The sequence below is a fragment of the Polaromonas sp. P1_E12 genome, assembly GCF_056405975.1.
Genome location: NZ_JBFUBB010000007.1, coordinates 42,540 through 62,613 on the forward strand (window position 1 = coordinate 42,540; position 20,074 = coordinate 62,613).

17 protein-coding genes are annotated in these 20,074 nt (G+C 61.6%); 7 read left to right on the plus strand and 10 right to left on the minus strand.

What is annotated here, in order from left to right; all coding sequences use genetic code 11:
• The first annotated feature begins 93 nt into the window (after nt 1-93).
• Together greA and AC1D13_RS18400 are read left to right on the plus strand one after the other, a co-directional pair.
• Nucleotides 94-570 carry a transcription elongation factor GreA gene (gene greA / locus AC1D13_RS18395; protein WP_457280573.1) on the plus strand — a complete coding sequence of 159 codons (477 nt, stop codon included), beginning with the start codon at nt 94-96 and terminating at the stop codon, nt 568-570.
• Nucleotides 571-587: 17 nt separating this feature from the next.
• Entirely contained in the window at nt 588-1,025 is a 438-nt protein-coding gene (locus tag AC1D13_RS18400; RefSeq protein ID WP_477690054.1) for a DUF4149 domain-containing protein, read from the plus strand.
• Between the two features lie 99 nt (nt 1,026-1,124).
• Here the strand turns inward: AC1D13_RS18400 and folD are convergent, their stop codons facing one another.
• The 3 genes from folD to AC1D13_RS18415 all read right to left on the minus strand — a co-directional run bounded on the left by folD (nt 1,125) and on the right by AC1D13_RS18415 (nt 5,319).
• Entirely contained in the window at nt 1,125-1,991 is an 867-nt protein-coding gene (gene folD, locus AC1D13_RS18405) for a bifunctional methylenetetrahydrofolate dehydrogenase/methenyltetrahydrofolate cyclohydrolase FolD (RefSeq protein WP_457280575.1), read from the minus strand.
• Nucleotides 1,992-2,074: 83 nt separating this feature from the next.
• Entirely contained in the window at nt 2,075-2,701 is a 627-nt protein-coding gene (locus tag AC1D13_RS18410) for a response regulator transcription factor (protein WP_348047552.1), read from the minus strand.
• Nucleotides 2,702-2,751: 50 nt separating this feature from the next.
• Nucleotides 2,752-5,319, minus strand: coding sequence for a PAS domain S-box protein (locus AC1D13_RS18415; RefSeq protein WP_457280576.1), 2,568 nt, complete (start codon nt 5,317-5,319; stop codon nt 2,752-2,754).
• Nucleotides 5,320-5,670: 351 nt separating this feature from the next.
• Between AC1D13_RS18415 and aceE the strand changes: the two genes are divergently transcribed.
• From aceE to AC1D13_RS18440, 5 genes are all read left to right on the plus strand, one after another.
• Nucleotides 5,671-8,406, plus strand: coding sequence for a pyruvate dehydrogenase (acetyl-transferring), homodimeric type (aceE, locus tag AC1D13_RS18420; protein WP_457280577.1), 2,736 nt, complete (start codon nt 5,671-5,673; stop codon nt 8,404-8,406).
• Between the two features lie 44 nt (nt 8,407-8,450).
• Nucleotides 8,451-10,118 carry a dihydrolipoyllysine-residue acetyltransferase gene (gene aceF, locus AC1D13_RS18425; RefSeq protein WP_477665861.1) on the plus strand — a complete coding sequence of 556 codons (1,668 nt, stop codon included), beginning with the start codon at nt 8,451-8,453 and terminating at the stop codon, nt 10,116-10,118.
• A 13-nt stretch (nt 10,119-10,131) separates the two neighbouring features.
• On the plus strand, nt 10,132-10,722 hold the full coding sequence (locus AC1D13_RS18430; protein WP_457280579.1) for an Ntn hydrolase family protein: 591 nt from the start codon (nt 10,132-10,134) through the stop codon (nt 10,720-10,722).
• Nucleotides 10,719-12,587, plus strand: a complete 1,869-nt coding sequence (gene lpdA / locus AC1D13_RS18435) for a dihydrolipoyl dehydrogenase (protein WP_477690055.1) — start codon at nt 10,719-10,721, stop codon at nt 12,585-12,587. Before AC1D13_RS18430 ends, lpdA begins: the two co-directional genes overlap by 4 nt.
• Nucleotides 12,588-13,145: 558 nt before the next feature.
• Nucleotides 13,146-14,573, plus strand: coding sequence for a reverse transcriptase family protein (locus AC1D13_RS18440; protein ID WP_477690056.1), 1,428 nt, complete (start codon nt 13,146-13,148; stop codon nt 14,571-14,573).
• A 63-nt stretch (nt 14,574-14,636) separates the two neighbouring features.
• Here AC1D13_RS18440 and AC1D13_RS18445 read toward each other — a convergent pair whose 3' ends face one another.
• From AC1D13_RS18445 to AC1D13_RS18475, 7 genes are all read right to left on the minus strand, one after another.
• On the minus strand, nt 14,637-15,431 hold the full coding sequence (locus AC1D13_RS18445) for a bestrophin-like domain (protein WP_477690057.1): 795 nt from the start codon (nt 15,429-15,431) through the stop codon (nt 14,637-14,639).
• Nucleotides 15,432-15,792: 361 nt separating this feature from the next.
• Nucleotides 15,793-16,704 carry a polysaccharide deacetylase family protein gene (locus AC1D13_RS18450; RefSeq protein ID WP_477690058.1) on the minus strand — a complete coding sequence of 304 codons (912 nt, stop codon included), beginning with the start codon at nt 16,702-16,704 and terminating at the stop codon, nt 15,793-15,795.
• Between the two features lie 7 nt (nt 16,705-16,711).
• Nucleotides 16,712-17,077 (minus strand): nuclear transport factor 2 family protein, encoded by a 366-nt coding sequence (locus tag AC1D13_RS18455; protein ID WP_477685860.1) that lies wholly within the window; start codon nt 17,075-17,077, stop codon nt 16,712-16,714.
• A 110-nt stretch (nt 17,078-17,187) separates the two neighbouring features.
• Nucleotides 17,188-18,168: a Bug family tripartite tricarboxylate transporter substrate binding protein gene (locus tag AC1D13_RS18460; protein ID WP_477690059.1), complete on the minus strand. Its 981-nt coding sequence runs from the start codon at nt 18,166-18,168 to the stop codon at nt 17,188-17,190.
• 338 nt (nt 18,169-18,506) lie between these two features.
• The gene (gene soxA, locus AC1D13_RS18465; protein ID WP_477690060.1) at nt 18,507-19,178 is read right to left on the minus strand and encodes a sulfur oxidation c-type cytochrome SoxA; all 672 of its coding nucleotides are present in this window, start codon (nt 19,176-19,178) and stop codon (nt 18,507-18,509) included.
• A 98-nt stretch (nt 19,179-19,276) separates the two neighbouring features.
• Nucleotides 19,277-19,600 (minus strand): thiosulfate oxidation carrier complex protein SoxZ, encoded by a 324-nt coding sequence (gene soxZ / locus AC1D13_RS18470; RefSeq protein ID WP_457280586.1) that lies wholly within the window; start codon nt 19,598-19,600, stop codon nt 19,277-19,279.
• Nucleotides 19,600-20,073, minus strand: coding sequence for a SoxY-related AACIE arm protein (locus tag AC1D13_RS18475; protein WP_457280587.1), 474 nt, complete (start codon nt 20,071-20,073; stop codon nt 19,600-19,602). Before AC1D13_RS18475 ends, soxZ begins: the two co-directional genes overlap by 1 nt.
• Between the last annotated feature and the right edge of the window lies 1 nt (nt 20,074).

The following is a 20,074-nucleotide window of genomic DNA, read 5'->3' on the forward strand; positions in this document are numbered from 1 at the left end:
GATTTGCATTAAACTTGTTTGATTGAAATTTTGGATTCAAGCGCCGCCGCCAGGTGACTGGTGGCGGTTTCGCTTTTGAGAGGAGCAAAAAACATGGCAACCATTCCCATTACCAAGCGTGGCGCGGAAAGCCTCAAGGCCGAGCTGCACCAGCTGAAAACCGTCGACCGGCCCTGGGTCATCAATTCCATTTCCGAAGCGCGTGCCCAGGGTGACCTGAGCGAAAACGCCGAATACGACGCCGCCAAGGACCGTCAGGGCTTCATCGAAGGCCGTATTCAGGAAATCGAAGGCAAGCTCTCCGCCGCCCAAATCATCGACCCGTCCGAACTGGACGCGGGCGGCAAGGTCGTGTTCGGTTCCACCATCGAACTGGAAGATGAAGATACCGGCGACAAGGTGACTTATCAGATCGTGGGTGAAGACGAGGCCGACATCAAGGCGGGCCGGGTCAACATCAGCTCGCCGATTGCACGTGCGCTGATCGGCAAGGACGAAGGCGATACGGCTGAAGTTCAGGCACCCGGTGGCCTCAAGCGCTATGAAATCATCTCGGTGATGTACATCTAAACATCCTGATTTCATTCATGAAGCAGCGCTTCAATGTGATGGTGGCAGCTCTCTGGTGGGGCAGCTTGACCAGTTTGGGATTCGTCATGGTCCCGATGCTGTTCGCCAATCTGGGAGCCCCCGCCGTGGCCGGTGCCATGGCCGCCAAACTCTTTACCGCGCAAACATGGCTGAGCACGGGCTGTGCGATGTTCCTGTTGCTGATTCTTAATAAAAAAGACGATCCAGCCCTGGCGTGGCAAGCGCAAGCAGCTATCAAATTCATAGTGGCCGGTTTGCTGCTGGCCCTGCTGGTGGAGTTCGGGGTTGCGCCGCGTATCGTCAGCGCACGCGCCGAAGGCGGCAATCTCAAGCTCTGGCATGGCCTGGGCACCGCCTTCTATGTGGTGCAGTGGCTGTGCGCCGGCCTGGCGCTGTGGCGCCTGAGTCGCTCGACGGTAACCGAAATCACCTGAGTTTCGCCGGCAAGCAGGGGCCGCGGGACCGGCTCTGCCGGACCGCAGGCGCAGCGGCCCCCTCTCGTGATGAAAGGGGCAGGGAGATGATGCCGCAGGCTACACGGAGTGAGCGACCGTGGGGGCCATTTCCGCGGCTTCCAGCGTATTGACCAGCAGCATGGTGATGGTCATGGGGCCGACACCGCCGGGTACCGGTGTGATGTAGCCCGCTACTTCCTTCACGCCGTCAAAGTCCACGTCGCCGCAAAGCTTGCCTTCATCGTTGCGGTTCATGCCCACATCGATGACGACTGCGCCGGGCTTGACCATGTCGGCCGTCAGCACATTCCGTTTGCCGACGGCGGCCACGATCACGTCGGCCTGTAGCGTCATGGCCTTGAGGTCTTTGGTGGCGCTGTGGCAAATGGTGACGGTGGCGTTCTTCTGCAGCAGCATCAATGCCATCGGCTTGCCGACAATGTTGCTGCGGCCTATGACCACGGCATGCTTGCCTTTGAGGTCGTAGCCAATGCTTTCCAGCATCTTCATGCAGCCGTATGGCGTACAGGGCCAGAAGCCAGGCTGGCCGACCATGAGCGCGCCTGCGCTGGCGACGTGAAACCCGTCAACGTCTTTTGCGGGCGAGATCGATTCGATGACTTTTTGCGCATCGATATGCGCCGGTAGCGGCAATTGCACCAGGATGCCGTGGATGGCCGGGTCGTTGTTGAGCGCCTCTACCCGTGCCAGCAGGTCAGCTTCACTCAGGGTGGCAGGGTATTGCTCAAGCACCGAATGCAGGCCGTTGTCTTCGCAGGCCTTGACCTTGTTGCGCACATAGACCTGGCTGGCCGGGTTTTCACCCACCAGCACCACGGCCAGGCCCGGTGTGATGCCGCGTGCGCGCAGGGCGGCGGCGCGTTGGGCGACTTCAGCGCGCAGTTGTTTGGAGAGGGCGTTTCCGTCGATCAGCTGGGCAGTCATTTTTATCGATTTTTCAAGTAAAAACGCCCGCAAATCCAATCATCACGGGCGCAAGCAGCTATCAAAAAGATAGCGAAAGGAGGTCAGCCCTTGGGTGCGTTGGATCCGAGGGCTATTTTGAGCAGGTCGGCCACGGTATTGGCGTTGAGCTTTTCCATGATGTTGGCGCGGTGCGCTTCTACCGTCTTGATGCTGATGCCCAGGTCGTCGGCAATCTGCTTGTTGAGGCGGCCGGCCACGATGCGCTCGAGCACCTGCGCTTCGCGCGAGGTGAGCTTGGCGAGCAGGGCGTCGCGGCTGGCAGATTGCTGGTAGTCGCTGAAGGCTTCCTTGGCCTGCTCAAGCATGCGTTCGACCAGGTTGACCAGGGCTTCTTCCTGGAAAGGCTTCTGGATGAAATCCATGGCGCCTTTTTTCATGGTGTTGACCGCCATGGGTACGTCGCCGTGGCCGGTAATGAACACGATGGGGAGCGGTGACTTGCGTTCGACCAGGCGGTCCTGCAATTCGAGGCCCGTCATGCCGCCCATGCGGATGTCGACTATCAGGCAGGCGACTTCACGCGGGTCGTAGCGGGAGAGAAAGGTTTCGGCCGAGTCGTAGCAGCGGACCCGGTAGTCCTTGCCTTCGAGCAGCCACTGCAGGGAGTCGCGCACGCCCTCGTCATCATCAACGACGTAGACGGTACCTTTTTTGGGAATCAAGCTCATGCCAAACTTTCTTTCGTGAACTTCTCGAAAAGACGGTTCTTGAAGGGGTTTCAATGAACGCCGGTATCCTTGGTTGCTATGGTATCGCTAGCAGGCACCACCGGTGCCAGCAGGGGCGTCACGGGGATCCAGAAGGTAAACCGGCACCCCACCACTTCGTCCCCATTGTAGAGGTTCTGGGCCTCCATTCTTCCCTGGTGGGACTCGACAATACTGCGGCAGAGTTTGAGGCCTATGCCCATGCCTTCGGCCTTGGTCGAATAGAAGGCTTCATACAGCCGGCCCATGACTTCAGGCGACAGGCCGCGCCCCGTATCGAGCACCGAAAACTCCACCACGGCCTGGTCTTCAATCTGCTTGGGCACCACGCGCAATTCGACGCTGCGCCGCGCCGTCGGCAGGTGCGCCTGTTCAATCGACTCAGCCGCGTTTTTCATCAGGTTGATCAGCACCTGCTCGATCAGGATGGGGTCCACCATGATGTCGGGCAGGCGGGCGGCGATGTAGTGGCTGAGCCGCACGTGATGGCGCCGCAGCTCGATGTCGGCCAGCTCCATCGCATTGCTCACGATAGTCGCCACGTCGGCGGAGCTGCGGTTGGGCTCGCTGCGTTTGACGAAGGACCGTATGCGCTGGATGATCTGCCCGGCGCGGTGCGCCTGTTTGGCGGTTTTCTCCAACGCCACCAGCAGGTCTTCGTTGCTGATCTGCTGGCCCTTGATGCGCGACACCATGCCGTTGCAATAATTGTTGATGGCCGTCAGCGGCTGGTTGAGCTCGTGCGCCACGCTGGAGGCCATTTCCCCCATGGTAATCAGGCGGCTCGCAGTCTGGGCCCGCTCGTTCTGCTGGGCCGCCTGCTCTTCGGCATGGCGCCGCGGTGTGATGTCGGTGGCAATCACCATCTGGGCCAGGCGGCCGTCCACCCACGTGAGGTAACGCGAGCGAACCTCCAGCCACTTGCTGAGTTCGGGCACAAAAATTTCGGCGTTTTCCGTCTGCGCCGCTGTCAGCGTGTCGGTCGGCAGGCCCGCCAGGCCATCGACCGCATCCAGCGCATCTTCGGTGGGTACGGCTGAAGGCACGCCGGCTTGCGCGATCAGGTTCAGGTGGCCGGAAACTTCACCGCCAAACCACGAACGGTACAGCTTGTTGGCAAACAGCAGCTCTTCACTGCCCAGCGGCGCCACGGACACGGCCGCGTCCAGCCCCTCAAGTACCGTGGTGAAACGTTCGTAAGAAGCTGTGAGTTCTTCGCGAATGCGCTTGGGCTCGGTGATGTCCGTCATGGACGTCATCCAGCCGGTTTGCTGGCCGCGCGGATCAATCAGCGGCGAGACATACATGCGAGCGTCAAAAATCTGGCCGTTCTTGCGCTTGACGCGCACCTCGAAACCACCGGGCGGCGTGCGGCCGTGCAGTTCATCGTCCAGCCGCTGCATCAGGGTCTCGATCTCGCCTTCCGGCCAATGCGGGAAGGGCGGCGTACGGCCCACCAGGTCGCCTTCAGTGAGGCCCGTCATCTGGCAAAACGCCGGGTTCACATAGGTGATGCGGCCCTGCAGGTCCAGCGCGCGCATGCCGGTCAGCATGGAGTTCTCCATCGCGCGGCGAAAGTTGGTTTCGGAAATCAGCGCCTGCTGGGCCTGCACACGGCGGCGCGTATGGCGCCAGGTGCCCAGCAGCATCCACACCGTCAGTGCGCTCAGGGCGCTGACCAGCCAGAAAAAGCCGCTGCCCACCACGCCCAGTGAGGCCCGATAGCCTTCCGCGCGAATCAAGAGGCCGTTGCCCACCGGTGAAACCGGTATTTCATATTCGGCGGCGGCATCGGTCCAGGGCAAAAGCCGGGCTGCAGGGTTGCGGGGCGGCGGGAGGTTGCCTGCCAGCACCGTGTTTTTGTCGTCGATCAGCGTGACCGCGTATTTGGCCGTCACGTCCGTCGGCACACCAAAGCGCAGCAGCCCGTCGATGGAGTATTCGCCCATGATGACGCCGGCAAATTTCCCCTGGTCATCGAGCGGCACCTGCAACTGCAGGGTAGGGGTGTTGTAGCCGCTGGCTTCCTTGGTCACCAGCGGGCGCGAATACACGGGTTGCCGCAGGTCTCTTGCCAGGTCGTAGGTGCCGTCTGTTTCGCCGACCTTGAGTTGCTCGCCCGCGCCGCGCAGCTGGCTGGCGTTGGCGCTGGGTGACACATAAGCCACCTTGATCCGCCGCCGGCTGTCCACCCAGGTGACTGCCATGAGTTCGGGGTACTGGTTGACCAGGGATTCGGCCTGCGAGATGAATTCTTCCGTATCCACTTCCTTGTTGGAGACATCCCGCCCTATGCGCATGAGCTGTTCCTGGCGCTCCAGCAGGCGCAGGCGCAGGCGTTGCTGGGCGTATTCCACATCGCGCTTGACGGCCTGCTGTTCGCGGTCGATTTCTTCGATGCGCAGGTAACCGAAGGCTGCGATCACGGCTGCCAGAAACAGTACCACGGCCAGCAAAGGCCCCAGGGTGATGAAACGGTCCTGGCGCGACGGCGACTGCTTGCGCCACCAACGCCTCCACAGGGCAAAGGTGGCGGAGTTCGCCATCGTGTCGGGGGGGGCAGGGGCTTGCTGGGTCATAGGGATGGTGCAGTTTAAGTGAGATGCCCCTCTGTGGTCAGGGTTGACCCTGATCTTTTAAGGTGAGGCTACAGGCTGCGCTGTCGCATCGTCGGTTTCAGTAACGCAGCCAATATTTGCCAGAGGCATTTGCCATGGGTATCGATTTGCCCAAGGCGTATGAAATTTCTTAATGTGAAATCAATAAGCACTATTTGAAATTTAACAAATATTGTGAGAAACTAGACGCTTGAATCTAATTTGCGTTTAAAACACGCTTAGGCGCAATTGGACACAGGCTCCGCGCACAGCCCGACAAGAGGCTGTATTGCGGATTAACAAAGCTTTATCAGGCTACTCAGGAGACAAAAAATGGCTGCCATTCCGAACCAAGCGGGCGACAACTTGCGCGCTGCCGCCAACGACGCGCTGGACAAGGACACCCAGGAAACCCGCGAATGGATGGACGCCCTGTCCGCCGTCATCGAAAGTGAAGGTCCCGAGCGCGCCCACTTTCTGCTCGAGCAACTCCTTGAGCACGCCCGCCAGAAAAGCATCGACATGCCTTTTTCGGCCAATACGGGCTATGTCAACACCATTGAAACCGACCACGAAGAGCGTTCCCCCGGCAACCTCGAGATTGAAGAACGCCTTCGCGCCTACATGCGCTGGAACGCCATGGCCATGGTCGTCAAGGCCAACCGCCTGCACCCCGCTGATGGCGGCGACCTGGGTGGCCACATCGGCTCCTTCGCCTCGCTGGCCAGCCTGTTCGGCGCCGGCTTCAACCATTTCTGGCACGCCGAGAGCGCTGAACCGGGTAAAGAGCACGGCGGTGACTGCCTTTACATCCAGGGCCATGTATCGCCAGGTGTCTATGCCCGCGCTTACCTTGAAGGCCGCCTGACCGAAGAGCAGCTGCTCAACTTCCGTCAAGAGGTCGACGGCAAGGGCCTGTCCAGCTACCCGCATCCCAAGCTCATGCCCGAGTTCTGGCAGTTCCCCACCGTCTCCATGGGCCTCGGCCCACTGATGGCGATTTACCAGGCGCGTTTCCTCAAATACCTGCACGCCCGAGGCATTGCCAACACCGAAAACCGCAAGGTCTGGGTCTTCTGCGGCGACGGCGAGATGGATGAGGTCGAATCCATGGGCGCCATCGGCCTGGCTGCGCGCGAAAAGCTCGACAACCTCGTCTTTGTCATCAACTGCAACCTGCAGCGCCTCGACGGCCCTGTGCGCGGCAATGGCAAGATCATCCAGGAGCTCGAAGGTGAGTTCCGCGGTGCCGGCTGGAACGTCATCAAGCTCATCTGGGGCAGCAACTGGGATCCGCTGCTGGCCCGCGACAAGGATGGCGCGCTGCGCAAGGTCATGATGGACACGGTGGACGGCGACTACCAGGCCATGAAGGCCAACGACGGCGCCTTCGTCCGCAAGCATTTCTTCGGCAAGGACCCACGCACGCTCGAGATGGTCGCCAAGATGAGCGACGACGACATCTGGAACCTGCGCCGCGGCGGCCACGACTCGCAAAAGGTCTATGCGGCATTCCACGCGGCCGTCAAGCACGAGGGCCAACCCACCGTCCTGCTGATCAAGACGGTCAAGGGCTTCGGCATGGGCAAGATTGGTGAAGGCAAGAACAACGTCCACCAGACCAAAAAACTGGCCGACGAAGACATCAAGGCTTTCCGCGACCGCTTCAATATCCCGATTCCCGACAGCCAGCTCGCCGACATCCCGTTTTACAAGCCGGCCGACGACACGCCCGAGATGCGTTACCTGCACGAGCGCCGCAAGGCCCTTGGCGGCTACCTGCCGCATCGCCGCGTCAAGGCCGACGAGCAGTTCACCGTGCCGGCCCTGGAGACCTTCAAGTCGGTGATCGAACCCACGGCCGAAGGCCGCGAAATTTCGACCACGCAGGCTTATGTGCGTTTTCTCACGCAACTGCTGCGCGACCAGGCCCTGGGCCCGCGCGTGGTGCCCATCCTGGTAGATGAAGCCCGCACCTTCGGCATGGAAGGCCTGTTCCGCCAGATCGGTATCTACAACCCTGACGGCCAGCAATACACGCCGGTCGACAAAGACCAGGTGATGTACTACAAGGAAGACAAACAGGGCCAGATCCTGCAGGAAGGCATCAACGAAGCCGGTGGCATGAGCAGCTGGATCGCAGCCGCCACCTCGTACAGCACCAACAACCGGATCATGATCCCGTTCTATGTGTACTACTCGATGTTCGGCTTCCAGCGTGTCGGCGACCTGGCCTGGGCGGCCGGCGACATGCAGGCGCGCGGTTTCCTGCTGGGCGGCACCTCGGGCCGCACCACGCTGAATGGCGAAGGCCTGCAGCACGAAGACGGCCACAGCCACATCCTGGCCGGCACCATCCCCAACTGCATCAGCTACGACCCGACCTTTGCGCATGAAGTCGGCGTCATCCTGCACCATGGCCTCAAACGCATGGTGGAAAAGCAGGACAACGTCTATTTCTACCTGACGCTGCTCAATGAAAACTACGCGATGCCCGGCCTCAAGCCCGGCACCGAAGAGCAGATCATCAAGGGCATGTACCTCTGCAAAGAGGGCGCCAAGCTCACGCCGCGCGTGCAACTGCTCGGCTCCGGCACCATCCTGCGCGAGTCCATTGCCGCGCAAGAACTGCTTGAGAAAGAGTGGGGCGTTGCCGCCAACGTGTGGAGCTGCCCGAGCTTCAACGAACTGGCCCGCGACGGCCAGGACTGCGAACGCTGGAACCTGCTGCACCCGACCGACAAACAGCGTGTGCCGTTTGTCAGCCAGCAGCTCGAAAAGCACACCGGTCCGGTGGTTGCATCCACCGACTACATGAAGGCCTATGCCGAGCAGATTCGCTCCTTCGTACCCAAGGGCCGTACCTACAAGGTGCTGGGCACCGACGGGTTTGGCCGCAGCGACTTCCGCAGCAAGCTGCGTGAGCACTTCGAGATCAACCGCCACTACATCGTCGTGGCGGCGCTCAAGGCGCTCAGCGAAGAGGGCACTGTGCCGGCGGCCAAGGTCGCCGAGGCCATCAAAAAGTACGGCATCAACGCCGACAAGATCAATCCGCTTTACGCTTGAGTTAAAACCCTGACGTAGCACCTGTAGCAACCGGAGACAAGAATATGGCAGTGGTAGACATTCAAGTTCCTGATATCGGGGATTTCGACGAAGTGACGGTGATTGAGCTGATGGTCAAGCCCGGCGACACCGTGAAGGCGGAGCAGTCGCTGATCACCGTGGAGTCCGACAAGGCCTCCATGGAAATCCCCTCCAGCCACGCGGGTGTGGTGAAGGAGCTCAAGGTCAAGCTCGACGACAAGGTCAAGCAGGGCTCCGTGGTCCTGACGCTGGAAGTGTCCGGCGCCGAAGCCGCCCCGGCTTCAACAGAAAAACCGGCTGCAGCGCCCGCTGCGCCTGCGCAAGCAGCTAGCAAATCTGTAGCGGCGTCGGCACCTGCACCTGTAGCGGCCCCTGCTGCTTCCGGTCCGGTGGAAGTCCGTGTGCCCGATATCGGCGACTTCAAGGACGTGTCTGTCATTGAAGTCCTGGTCAAACCCGGCGACACCATCAAGGCCGAGCAGTCGCTGATCACGGTGGAATCCGACAAGGCCTCGATGGAAATCCCGTCGTCTGCCGCAGGTGTGCTGAAAGAACTCAAGGTCAAGATGGGCGACGTCGTCAACATCGGCGACCTGCTGGCCATCCTGGAAGGTTCTGCGGCTGTGAGCGCATCGCCTGCGCCCGCGCCAGCCCCCGCTGCAGCGCCTGCCGCAGCATCTGCTGTTGCCCCTGCGCCGGCAACGTCATCTGCTCCAGCGAGCCAGCCGGCCCACAACCCCACCACCGCACCGCAGGGCAACCTGCCGCATGCCTCACCCTCGGTGCGCAAATTCGCACGCGAGCTCGGCGTGCCGCTGGCAGAAGTCAAAGGCACCGGCCCCAAAGGCCGCATCACGCAAGACGACATCCAGGGCTTCACCAAATCGGTGATGGACGGCAGCGTTCGCACCCAGGCGCAGGCCGCCAAGGCCCCCGCATCTTCGGGCGGCGGCGCAGGGCTCGATTTGCTGCCATGGCCCAAAGTCGACTTCACCAAGTTCGGCCCGGTCGAGCGCAAAGACATGTCGCGCATCAAGAAGATCAGCGGTGCCAACCTGTTGCGCAACTACGTGATGATCCCGCACGTCACCAACCATGACGATGCCGACATCACCGAACTGGAAGCCTTCCGCGTTTCGACCAACAAGGAAAACGAAAAGGCGGGCCTCAAAGTCACCATGCTGGCTTTCCTGATCAAGGCCAGTGTTGCGGCCCTGAAGAAATACCCCGAGTTCAATGCCTCGCTCGACGGCGACCAGATCGTCTACAAGCAGTATTACCACATCGGTTTTGCTGCCGACACGCCCAACGGGCTGGTCGTTCCCGTGCTGAAAGACGCCGACAAAAAAGGCGTGCTGCAGATCAGCCAGGAAATGGGCGAGCTGGCCAAGAAGGCGCGTGACGGTAAATTGACGCCAGCCGAAATGCAGGGCGCCAGCTTCACCATCTCTTCACTGGGCGGCATCGGCGGGCGTTACTTCACCCCCATCATCAACGCGCCGGAAGTCGCCATCCTCGGCGTGTCCAAGAGCCAGATGGAGCCGGTCTGGGACGGCAAGGCCTTCCAGCCGCGCCTGATGCTGCCGATGTCTTTGGCCTGGGATCACCGGGTGATCGACGGCGCAGGCGCTGCGCGCTTTAACGCTTACCTGGGCCAAATCCTCGCCGACTTCCGCCGCGTCCTCCTCTAAACGGGGCGGAACCATGACAACACTTGTAGTCGTCAAAAAGGCGGGGCAGGTTGCCATCGCTGCCGACACGCTGGTGACCTTCGGCGACACCAGCCTGGGCCACCGGTTTGAAGCCAACAGCAAGATCTTCAAGGTCGACACGCCTGCCGGCATGAGTTACGTGGGCATGGCCGGTACGGTGGCGCATTTTCCGGTGCTGCGCAAGGCCATGGCGGCCTTGCCCAAAGAGCAGCTCAAGTTGGGTTCGCGCGACGAGGTGTTCGACACCTTCGTCAAGCTGCATCCCATGCTGAAGGAAACGTTCTTCCTGCAGACCAAGGAAGACGACAACGATCCCTACGAGTCCAGCCAGTTCACCGTGGTCATTGCCAATGCCAGCGGCATTTACGGCCTCTACAGCTACCGTGAAGTCTTTGAGTTCAAGGAATTCTGGGGCATTGGCTCAGGCCGCAGCTTTGCGCTCGGCGCCATGCATGCCGCCTGGGACAAGGCCAAGACCGCGCGCGAAGTGGCCATGGCCGGCCTGAACGCGGGTTGCGAGTTCGACAAGAACTCCGCCGGGCCCGTCGACATATTCACCCTTAAATTGAAAGCCTCCAAATGAGTGCATCCCCTGTGATCGACATCAAGGTACCGGACATCGGCGACTTCGACGAAGTGTCCGTCATTGAAGTGCTGGTCAAGCCCGGCGACACCATCAAGGCCGAACAGAGCCTGATCACCGTTGAAAGCGACAAGGCCTCGATGGAAATCCCGTCTTCGTCGGCCGGCGTGGTCAAGGACATCAAGGTCAAGGTGGGCGACAAGGTCAAGCAAGGCTCCGTCGTGCTGACGCTGGAAAGCACCGGTGCTGCCGCTGCGACCGCCACAGATGCGGCACAAAAACAGGCTGCAGCGCCCGCAGCACCTGCGCAAGCAGCTCCTAAAACTGTAGCGAGCCCTGCCACCGCACCAGCCCCCGTTGCCGCCAGCTTCACCGGTTCGGCCGACCTGGACTGCGACGTGCTGGTGCTGGGCGCCGGCCCCGGCGGCTATTCCGCCGCCTTCCGCGCGGCCGATCTGGGCCTGAAGGTTGTGCTGGTAGAGCGCTACGCCACGCTGGGTGGCGTCTGCCTGAATGTCGGCTGCATTCCTTCCAAGGCCTTGCTGCATGTGGCCGCCGTGATGGACGAGGTCAAGCATTTCGACAGCCTGGGCGTGAGTTTTGGCGAACCCAAGCTCGACATCAACAAATTACGCACCCACAAGGAAAAGGTCGTCGGCAAGCTCACCGGCGGGCTGACGGCCATGGCCAAGATGCGCAAGGTCACCGTCGTGCGTGGCCTGGGCCAGTTCGTCGGTGCCCATCACCTGCAGGTTGAAGAAACCAGCGGCGCCGAAGGCCAGGAGAAAACCGGCAAGAGCCAGACCATTGCGTTCAAGAACTGCATCATCGCCGCGGGCTCGCAAGCGGTGCGCCTGCCCTTCATGCCAAACGATCCCCGCGTGGTGGACAGCACCGGCGCGCTGGCACTCAAAGAGGTGCCCAAGCGCATGCTGATCCTGGGCGGCGGCATCATCGGCCTCGAGATGGGCACGGTGTATTCCACACTGGGCGCACGCCTGGACGTGGTCGAAATGATGGACGGCCTGATGCAGGGTGCTGACCGCGACCTCGTCAAAGTCTGGCAAAAGATGAATGCGCCGCGTTTTGACAACATCATGCTCAAGACCAAGACCGTGGGCGCCAAGGCCACCAAGGCAGGCATCGAGGTCACGTTTGAGTCCGCGGAAGCTGGCGGCAGCGCCCCGGCCCCGCAGACCTATGACCTGGTGTTGCAAGCCGTGGGCCGGACACCCAATGGCAAGAAACTGGCTGCCGAAAAAGCCGGAATCACGGTCAGCGACCGCGGCTTCATTCCGGTCGACATCCAGATGCGTACCAACGTGCCGCACATCTTCGCCATCGGCGACATCGTGGGCCAGCCTATGCTAGCGCACAAGGCTGTGCACGAAGCGCACGTGGCTGCCGAAGTCATTGCCGGTGAACTGCAAGGCAACAAGGAACTGGCCAGCGCAGCCTTCAACGCCCGCGTGATCCCCAGCGTGGCCTACACCGACCCCGAAGTCGCATGGGTCGGCCTCACCGAAGACCAGGCCAAGGCCGAAGGCATCAAGGTCAAGAAGGGCCTGTTCCCCTGGACGGCTTCCGGACGCGCCATCGCCAACGGCCGCGACGAAGGCTTCACCAAGCTGCTGTTTGACGACAGTCCCGAAGCGCACGGCCACGGCAGGATCCTGGGCGGCGGCATTGTCGGCACGCATGCCGGCGACATGATCGGCGAGATCGCACTGGCCATCGAGATGGGTGCGGACGCCGTCGACATCGGCAAGACCATACACCCGCACCCGACGCTGGGCGAAAGTATCGGCATGGCGGCGGAAGTGGCGCACGGCAGTTGCACCGATTTGCCGCCAACGCGAAAGTAACGCTGAAAAGTTGCCAGAGGCGCTACTAAAGTCAGTAGCCGGCCGCGCAGACACCGCAAGGGTTGCGCGGTTTTTTTTATGGGTTGAGTTTGAACGCAGTCCTGAGAGAGCCTTGCCCAACCCAAGGCCGACGTGTAGCTGACGCCTTGCATGCGTTGGTGCGGCGTATCACCGATCTTCAAGGGAAAAGTGCCTCTAGCCCTTTCCAGATAAGCGCAAGAAGCTATTGAATTGATAGCGAAGTTCGCCCTCTTCGCGGACATATTTTTTGACATGCGTGGGCCGTGTAGACGTATACCAAAAGCATTCCCTGTTGTTTTGGCACCTTCACAGCGCGGGACAACAGCTCGTTGCCGAGGGCAAACCATTAGAATTTCGACGACGCCAGCATTCCAAGTGTTGCGAACGGTACGTGATTCGTTGCTGCCTGTCCGCACCATGGGGTACCCCCATGGCTTTTTTGTACTTTGCGATTTCGGCGCGTGAGCGGACTGCGCATTCTGCGCACCCAGCTCACGCAGGACCTGCTGGTTGGGATGCCGGTGTCAACCCAATTCCATGCGCGAAGCCAGCTTCCGACATTTGATTGCACGCGGCCTGGCTCGCGCACTGCTCGCCGACGCGGACAAGGCGGGCGGCACCACCTTGCGAGCTCTTCAGGCCAGGGCTGCCGCAGCCATCGGGCAACGCCCCGCGTGGCTTCGGGAACTGCTTGAACCGCTGTCTCTGTTGTCGGCCATCACCTGGCAAAAATTTGACGTCACTTCGCTGGCACGGCGGATGGAGGCATCGCATGCCTTTGATCTGGCCTTTCGGGAGGAGGGCGACGACGAAGACGAAGACGGGGAGCCCAATGACTCCAGGGAGCCGCAAGCCTCGCAACCGGATGATGACCGGGATGACCCCGAGCCGGAAAGGCCACCGCGCATTCGCCGGTTGATCCTGCGACCGGCGGTGATGCGCCCCCGGCCGTTGGGGCTGGAAGCTTGCGTCTTGCCCGACATCCCTACGGATGCCGATCTGGCGCGCTGGCTCCAGCTCTCCCGCGAGCAACTGCGCTGGCTGGCCCCGGCGACGCCGGCAGTTGTCGAGCATTACCGTTACGGCCTGCAGCCCAAGCAGACAGGTGGCCTGCGTTTGCTGGAGACGCCCAAGGCAGAACTCAAGCGTGTGCAACGTCACATCCTGCATACGCTGCTCAGTCAGGTGCCGGTGCATGAAGCCGCGCACGGCTTTACCGTCGGCCGCTCAGTCAAAACCCATGCGGCAGCTCACGTCGGGCAAGCCGTGGTCATCCGTTTTGACTTGCAGGATTTCTTTGGCAGCGTAGGGGCAGCCCAGGTCAATGCCGTCTGGCGCACGCTGGGTTACCCCGAAGGCGTGGCGCGAAGTCTCACCGCGCTCTGCACACACCGTACGGCGGGGATGGTGATCGAGCGTCTGCGCGACGATGGCGGGCTTGACTGGATGGGTGCCAAGCGCCTTGGTTCCGCGCATTTGCCGCAGGGCGCGCCCACCTCCCCGGCGCTGGCCAACCTCTGCGCTTTCAATCTCGATTTGCGGCTTGAGGGATTGGCCTGGGTGTTCGGCGCGAGCTATACGCGCTACGCCGATGACCTGGTATTTTCAGGCCCCGAGTCGCTGCGACGGCAGTTTCGCGCCTTGCACGCCTGGGTTGCAGAGATCGTTCGCGATGAAGGCTTTACCCTCCATCCGGACAAGACGCGTTGCCTGCCGCGGCATCAGCGGCAGCGCGTGAGCGGAGTTGTGGTCAACGTTCACCCGAACGTGCCGCGTGATGATTTCGATCGGCTTAAAGCGTGTTTGCATCAAAGCGTGTTGCACGGGCCGGCGTCGCAAAACAAAGACCGGCTTGCCGACTTTCGCTCGCACCTGCTGGGCCGGATCGGCTGGGTCGGGCAATTCAGCCTGGCGCGGCAGGCGAGACTCATGCGCCTGTTTGAGCAGATCAACTGGTCGACCTGACGGCTGCGAGGGCCGCGGAAGCGGCGCACCGCAGTTGTACGAATTTGCCGCCGCCGCGCGGCGCTAGCGCGGGGACGGCATGAGCCGTTCCTGAACCAGCTTCAGGGCGTCCGGCGAGACGCTCTCTTCGCCGCGGAAGGGGTGGTCCATCGCGGCGATGAAAAACAGCATCAAGCCGACAAAACTCGCCAGGATGCCCGACAGCACAAGGTGTAGTGCCAGCCGGTCCATGGAAAACAGCCACAGCAGCGAAAAGTTCAGCGCCGCTCCCAGGCACACCACCCACCACAGCACACCCGAGAGGGAGGTGCTGACGCTTTGCAGGCGCGCATACCGGGCCTCCAGAAAGCTGTTGAATTGCCGCAGTGTTTCGGCATGCAGGATTTCCTGGGTCCGGCTGGCGGGGGTAAATGACAGCAGCTTTTGATGAAGGTCTGAAACGCGCGTGGTGCCGCCAGCATGCAGCCGTCCTTGCCGCTGCTCGGGCCAGGCTTCGACGATCAGAAAGCGTACGTAGTCCTTCATCTGGCTTTCCAGGGTGGCGCGCGCAGGCTCCGGATAGTTCGAAAAATCACGGTACAGCGCCGCAATGGCGGTGGCCTCCTTGCCCACGGCTTTTTCTGCATCCGCGAAGTTCTGGTAGGTGGCAACCGCGATCAGGCCCAGCATCAGCCCGTAGAACACCCCATAAGCCGAAAGAAAGTAGCTGACAAATTCATTGGCGTCCGGCTGCGGGCCCACCCACTTGCGCATAAGCGGCCGCAGCAAAAGCAGGCCACCCCACGTGTAGGCCAGGCAGACGGCGCAAAAAAGCAGCGCCAGCATCCAGTGGGGTATGTCGTAGATCCAGTAGAACATGGTACCTTGCCTCCTCTTTGTATGCCGAACTCCACTCCGATGCGGATGATAACCATGGTTGCATGTCGGAAGCTTTCGGCCCGGCGGTCCCGGCAAATGCGGGGCAGTGCTGCGGCAGGGATTGAATATCTGAAAAATGTTGAAGTGAAAGTTGGCTGAAAGTCCTGTAAACACTGAGCAAGCAGCGATCAATTTAATAGCTAACTCGCTTTACGTGAACCTCAGGGCGTACACCGGGCGACTCCAACGCTGTGCCGTTCGCGCGGACATTCAGCTCAAGCTCCACCAGCTCCTGCGCGTAATAAGCAAAAGCCTCTGCCCGCGCTCCGGCACGCACACGAGCGCCTCTTTCAGGGGCCGCTCACGCGGCCAGCTGTACGGCGTGCCGGAAGATATCGCCCGGCGTGCTCATCCAGACCTGGCCCCGGTCACGTGCGGCGGCGACATGCTGAAGCGCGCGCCGCAGGTGGCGCAGGCGGTAAGGCTGGCCGACGATGTAGGGGTGCAGTGCAATGCCCATCACCAGTGGTGCTGAACCGCTGGCCTGCGATTGCTCCAGCATCTCATCAAGTTGATCGATGATCATCTGCGCAAAGTCTTTGCCGTCCATCTGACGCGCAATGATCATCGGGATGTCATTGAGTTCCTGCGGGTAAGGCACAGCCCACAAAGCCTTTCCGCTGCGGGTGCGCATTGGCAGCGGCTGGTCGTCGTGGCACCAGTTCAGGGTGTAGCCGTAGCCGCTTTCAGCGAGCAGGTCAGGGGTATGCAGGCTTTCCGAAATCCACGGTGAAAGCCACCCGGCGGGGGACTGGCCGCTCTCCTGTTGCATGCGCGTGCGGCACTGCACCAGCAGGCTGCTTTCGTCCGCTTCACTCATGGCGGCCTGGCGTTCGGCGTTGGTGTGGCCATGGCCGACCAGTTCATCGCCGCGCGCTACGCAGGCAGCCACCAGCTCGGGGCAGTGGTCATACAGTGCGGTGTTGATCAGGGCGGCCGCCGGCAGGCCCAGGCTGTCAAACAGCTCGAGGCAGCGCCAGCTGCCCACGCGGTTTCCGTACTCGCGCCAGCTGTAGTTCAGGACATCCGGCTGCGGGCTGGCCGGGCCGATGGTGGCACCCATGCCCTCGCCGAAGGCAAAGTGCTCGATGTTGAAACCCAGGTAGACAGCCAGACCAGCGCCGTTGGGCCAACGATAAGGTTTGCGCTGGTTGATCGCCTGGTAATCAAAGCGATTGTGCGTCGGCAGGGCGCCGCTGTAGCTTGCCGCCATCAGCTGATCACAGCACAGCCAGGCCTGCCCGCACCAGCAGCCATTCGGCGCTGTCGTTCCACACGTCCATGTGTGTGATCAGCCCGCTTTTGACGACATAGCGGTCCACATAGCGGTTGCCTTCGAAAGGCGTTCCGTCAGGCCATTCTCCATACAGGGTTCCCAGGCTGTAGACCACCGCTTCGTCGGGGGCGGAGCCGTTAGAGCCGGCGGCAACCGTTTCGGTGCGCTCAATCCTTTTTTTCACCCATTTGTAGCGCGATGCATTAAATTTGGTGCACTCAGCGGGGGCGCTCATGGCCCGGCCTCCGGTGAAAAGAATCTTCATGCCGGGTGCGGTGAACCGGCTGGCGGCCACCGGGTCAGGAAGCATGATGAGCCGGAGGAACTCATTGACCACGTCGGCAGCGCTTGCCGTGTCGCTGGAAAAGGTGTGAGTGCTGCTCAATCAGGATGCTCCTGCGGCTGTCGTTGCCGGAAAAATCATGTTATCACCTCGACGTTGGCCAGCTTGGCCACGCTGCGCCAGGTGTCGATCTGCGAATTGATCAACTGAACGAACTCTGCGCCGACCACCGCATTCTTGCGTGGCAGGGTCTGGATTTCTTCCAGTCTGGCTGCGATGTCCGGTTTGGCGAGAATTTCAGGGATCAGTGCCGTCAGCCGCGCAAGAATGGGCGCAGGCAGGCCTTTGGGCGCTGACAGCCCCAGCCACTGGGAACCCGTCAGCTTGGGAAAGCCGAGCTCGGCAAAGGTCGGAATGTTGGGAAGCGCTGGCAGGCGGCTCGGGGTAGAGACAGCCAGCGCGCGCAGGGACCCCGCCTTGAGTTGGGCCACGTTGGTGGTGATGGGATCGAGCAGGCTGTCGATCTGCCCGCCCAGCAGGTCTTGCATGGCCGGCGCGCTGCCTTGGTAGGGGATGTGGTCGTGTTGGGGCGCCTTGCCTTCAATCTTGAGCATTTCGCCAAACAAGTGATTGGCTGAACCGATGCCCGATGAGCCATAACGCACAGGCCGGGTTCTGGCGGCCGTCAGGTATTGCTCCAGGGTCTGGAAGGGCGACTGCGCCCGCACCAGCAGCACCATGGGCGCTTCGACCAGCATGCCCATGTGAGAAAAATCATTCACCGGGTCAAAGGGCATGACTTTGCGGGTGGCTGTGGCATAGATGTGCACCGACGCATGGCTGACCAGTAAGGTGTAGCCGTCGGCGGGCTGCTTGGACACATAGTCGGTGCCGATCAGGCCGCCCGCACCCGCGCGGTTTTCCACCACGACGGTCTGGCCCAGCGCCTGTGACAGGTGCGGCGCCGTCATGCGTGACACGGTATCAACCAGACCGCCCGGTGGGAATTGCGCGACCAGTCTGATCGGCCCACGCGAAGGCCAGGCGCTTTGGGCGCTTGTCCATGCTGGAGCGGTCAGGGCAGAGATGCCGGCGGCCAGGACGTGACGACGTTTCATGGAGTGCTCCTGAAGGGCTGAAGGCTGCATTGGCAACCATCAACAGGATTGAAAGCGGGGAAGCGGCTGATGACATCTGGCGATCAGCAACTTGTGTGCCAATTCGACTGTTCAGGCATTCGCGCTTTGGAGCCAGGTTTTCTTTGTGCCCCGACGCTGGCACCAGGAGGTGCCTCCCGGCCCAGGTCGTGTGACGGGATAAGCCTCATGTGACGGAAAGCCGGCACTGACCCGAACGGGACGGTCCGGTTTTGAGATGGTAAAAAGCGCAGCAGCCCCTCGCCGGATTTGCTCAATACGCTATGTAATTGATAGCATCCGCAGTACTGCCGCTCAAATCACGGCCGCACGCCCGGCGTCTCCATTGCCATGCCTTTTGCACGGGCATTCAGGTAAAGCTCCAGTTCCACCAGCTCCTGCGCGCCATAGGCAAACGGCTCGGCACGCACCCCGCTCATGCAGCCGCGGATGCGGCGCTGCAGCGAACCCAGCGCCTGCCATTCGAGACGGTACACCGGGTAGCCCGTGGGATGTGCCTCGGGAATCAGGCTGCTGGCCAGACGCCTGCCGGCCAAACCGTCATGGCACTGCGCGCAGGACAGGTTGAGCTGGCCCATGCGCTGCGCGAAAAGCTGCTGCCCACGCTGGCGGAAAGGCTCCAGCCGGGCATCATCGGGCGGTAATATTGGCAGGCCGCGCGACTGCAGCGCCACATAGCTTTCCAGGCTCAGCAGATCCTGGCTCTCCGGACGAAGTGGCGCGACCTGCTGGTGATGCTGGCGGCACTGGTTGATGCGCTGGCTCAAGGTGATGGGCCGGCCGAGTTGAATGTCAAACGCCGGGTATCGCGCCGACACGCCGCGCATGCTGTCCGGCGTTGTGTGGCAGCTGATGCACGCCTTTCCGTTGGCACCTGTTGGCTGTTTCCACAGCGCTTCGCCGTCCTTGACCCACAACATGCCGGGATTCAGCGCATCGTCTTTCTGCATGGCCTGGGTGGATGCGCTCATGTCCTCAAAGCCTGAACGGCGAAGGTCTTTTGGCGGCGCGGTCTGTGCGCCGGCATGGCATGCCAGCAGGAAAGACAAAAGGCCCGCGGGGATGCGCGTCATCCCGTGACGGCCAGGTTGATGCTTTCAGTCTGCGCAAAACCGTTGTCGCCTTCCCAGCGAAGCACCAGCGTACCGCTCTCGGTGGCCACGGTATGGAAGGCGAGGTAGGGATTGGCCGAGACGGCCGAAAACAGCTCGGCGCTGAAGACCAGTTCGCCGTTGTAGCGGCAGCTGAAGGTCTTGATGATGTTGCGCGGCAGGATCTTGCCGTCCTCGCCGGCGCGAAAGCCGGTTTCCATCGGGTGGCCTATGGTCGCGCGTATCTCGATGACTTCACCGCGTCTGGCGGTAGTTGGGGCATTGATGAGTGTGCGTGCCATCAGGGATCGCCTTCAATACAAGCCGCCAGGGTCACGATGACATTGACGGTGTGCGACCAGTAGCTGCCGTCGCTCATCAGCGCCACTGCCACAAGCTGCTGCGAAGTGGCGAGCCGGATGCGCGTGGTCACGCTGGCCTTGCCGGAGCGAGGCCCTAGCGTGAAGCGGGCCACATCGCGCTGGGGGTTTTTCTCGTTGAAGACGGCAATGCTTTTCACGTGGTCGGCCGCCGTCATGGGGCTGTCCACCGTGACGGTGATGGGCACCACATTGCCGTTGTCGACCAACTCGGCTATGTCAAGCTTGACTTTGCCCGCTCGTACCGGAGCGCTTTGGGCATAGGCCGCCACCGCTGCCGCCAGCTCACCGGCCTGCGCCGCTGCGGGACGCAAAACGACGCCCAGGCCCATGCTGGCCGCGCCCGCCAGAATCTGGCGCCGATTAAAAGAAATAAAACGGCCTGCTGTGGTCATG

Coding starts and splice junctions, on each gene's coding strand:
- greA (WP_457280573.1), top strand. CDS start 94: ATGGCAACCATTCCCATTACCAAGCGTGGCGCGGAAAGCCTCAAGGCC.
- AC1D13_RS18400 (WP_477690054.1), top strand. CDS start 588: ATGAAGCAGCGCTTCAATGTGATGGTGGCAGCTCTCTGGTGGGGCAGC.
- folD (WP_457280575.1), bottom strand. CDS start 1,991: ATGACTGCCCAGCTGATCGACGGAAACGCCCTCTCCAAACAACTGCGC.
- AC1D13_RS18410 (WP_348047552.1), bottom strand. CDS start 2,701: ATGAGCTTGATTCCCAAAAAAGGTACCGTCTACGTCGTTGATGATGAC.
- AC1D13_RS18415 (WP_457280576.1), bottom strand. CDS start 5,319: ATGACCCAGCAAGCCCCTGCCCCCCCCGACACGATGGCGAACTCCGCC.
- aceE (WP_457280577.1), top strand. CDS start 5,671: ATGGCTGCCATTCCGAACCAAGCGGGCGACAACTTGCGCGCTGCCGCC.
- aceF (WP_477665861.1), top strand. CDS start 8,451: ATGGCAGTGGTAGACATTCAAGTTCCTGATATCGGGGATTTCGACGAA.
- AC1D13_RS18430 (WP_457280579.1), top strand. CDS start 10,132: ATGACAACACTTGTAGTCGTCAAAAAGGCGGGGCAGGTTGCCATCGCT.
- lpdA (WP_477690055.1), top strand. CDS start 10,719: ATGAGTGCATCCCCTGTGATCGACATCAAGGTACCGGACATCGGCGAC.
- AC1D13_RS18440 (WP_477690056.1), top strand. CDS start 13,146: ATGCGCGAAGCCAGCTTCCGACATTTGATTGCACGCGGCCTGGCTCGC.
- AC1D13_RS18445 (WP_477690057.1), bottom strand. CDS start 15,431: ATGTTCTACTGGATCTACGACATACCCCACTGGATGCTGGCGCTGCTT.
- AC1D13_RS18450 (WP_477690058.1), bottom strand. CDS start 16,704: ATGGCGGCAAGCTACAGCGGCGCCCTGCCGACGCACAATCGCTTTGAT.
- AC1D13_RS18455 (WP_477685860.1), bottom strand. CDS start 17,077: ATGCTTCCTGACCCGGTGGCCGCCAGCCGGTTCACCGCACCCGGCATG.
- AC1D13_RS18460 (WP_477690059.1), bottom strand. CDS start 18,168: ATGAAACGTCGTCACGTCCTGGCCGCCGGCATCTCTGCCCTGACCGCT.
- soxA (WP_477690060.1), bottom strand. CDS start 19,178: ATGAGCGCATCCACCCAGGCCATGCAGAAAGACGATGCGCTGAATCCC.
- soxZ (WP_457280586.1), bottom strand. CDS start 19,600: ATGGCACGCACACTCATCAATGCCCCAACTACCGCCAGACGCGGTGAA.
- AC1D13_RS18475 (WP_457280587.1), bottom strand. CDS start 20,073: ATGACCACAGCAGGCCGTTTTATTTCTTTTAATCGGCGCCAGATTCTG.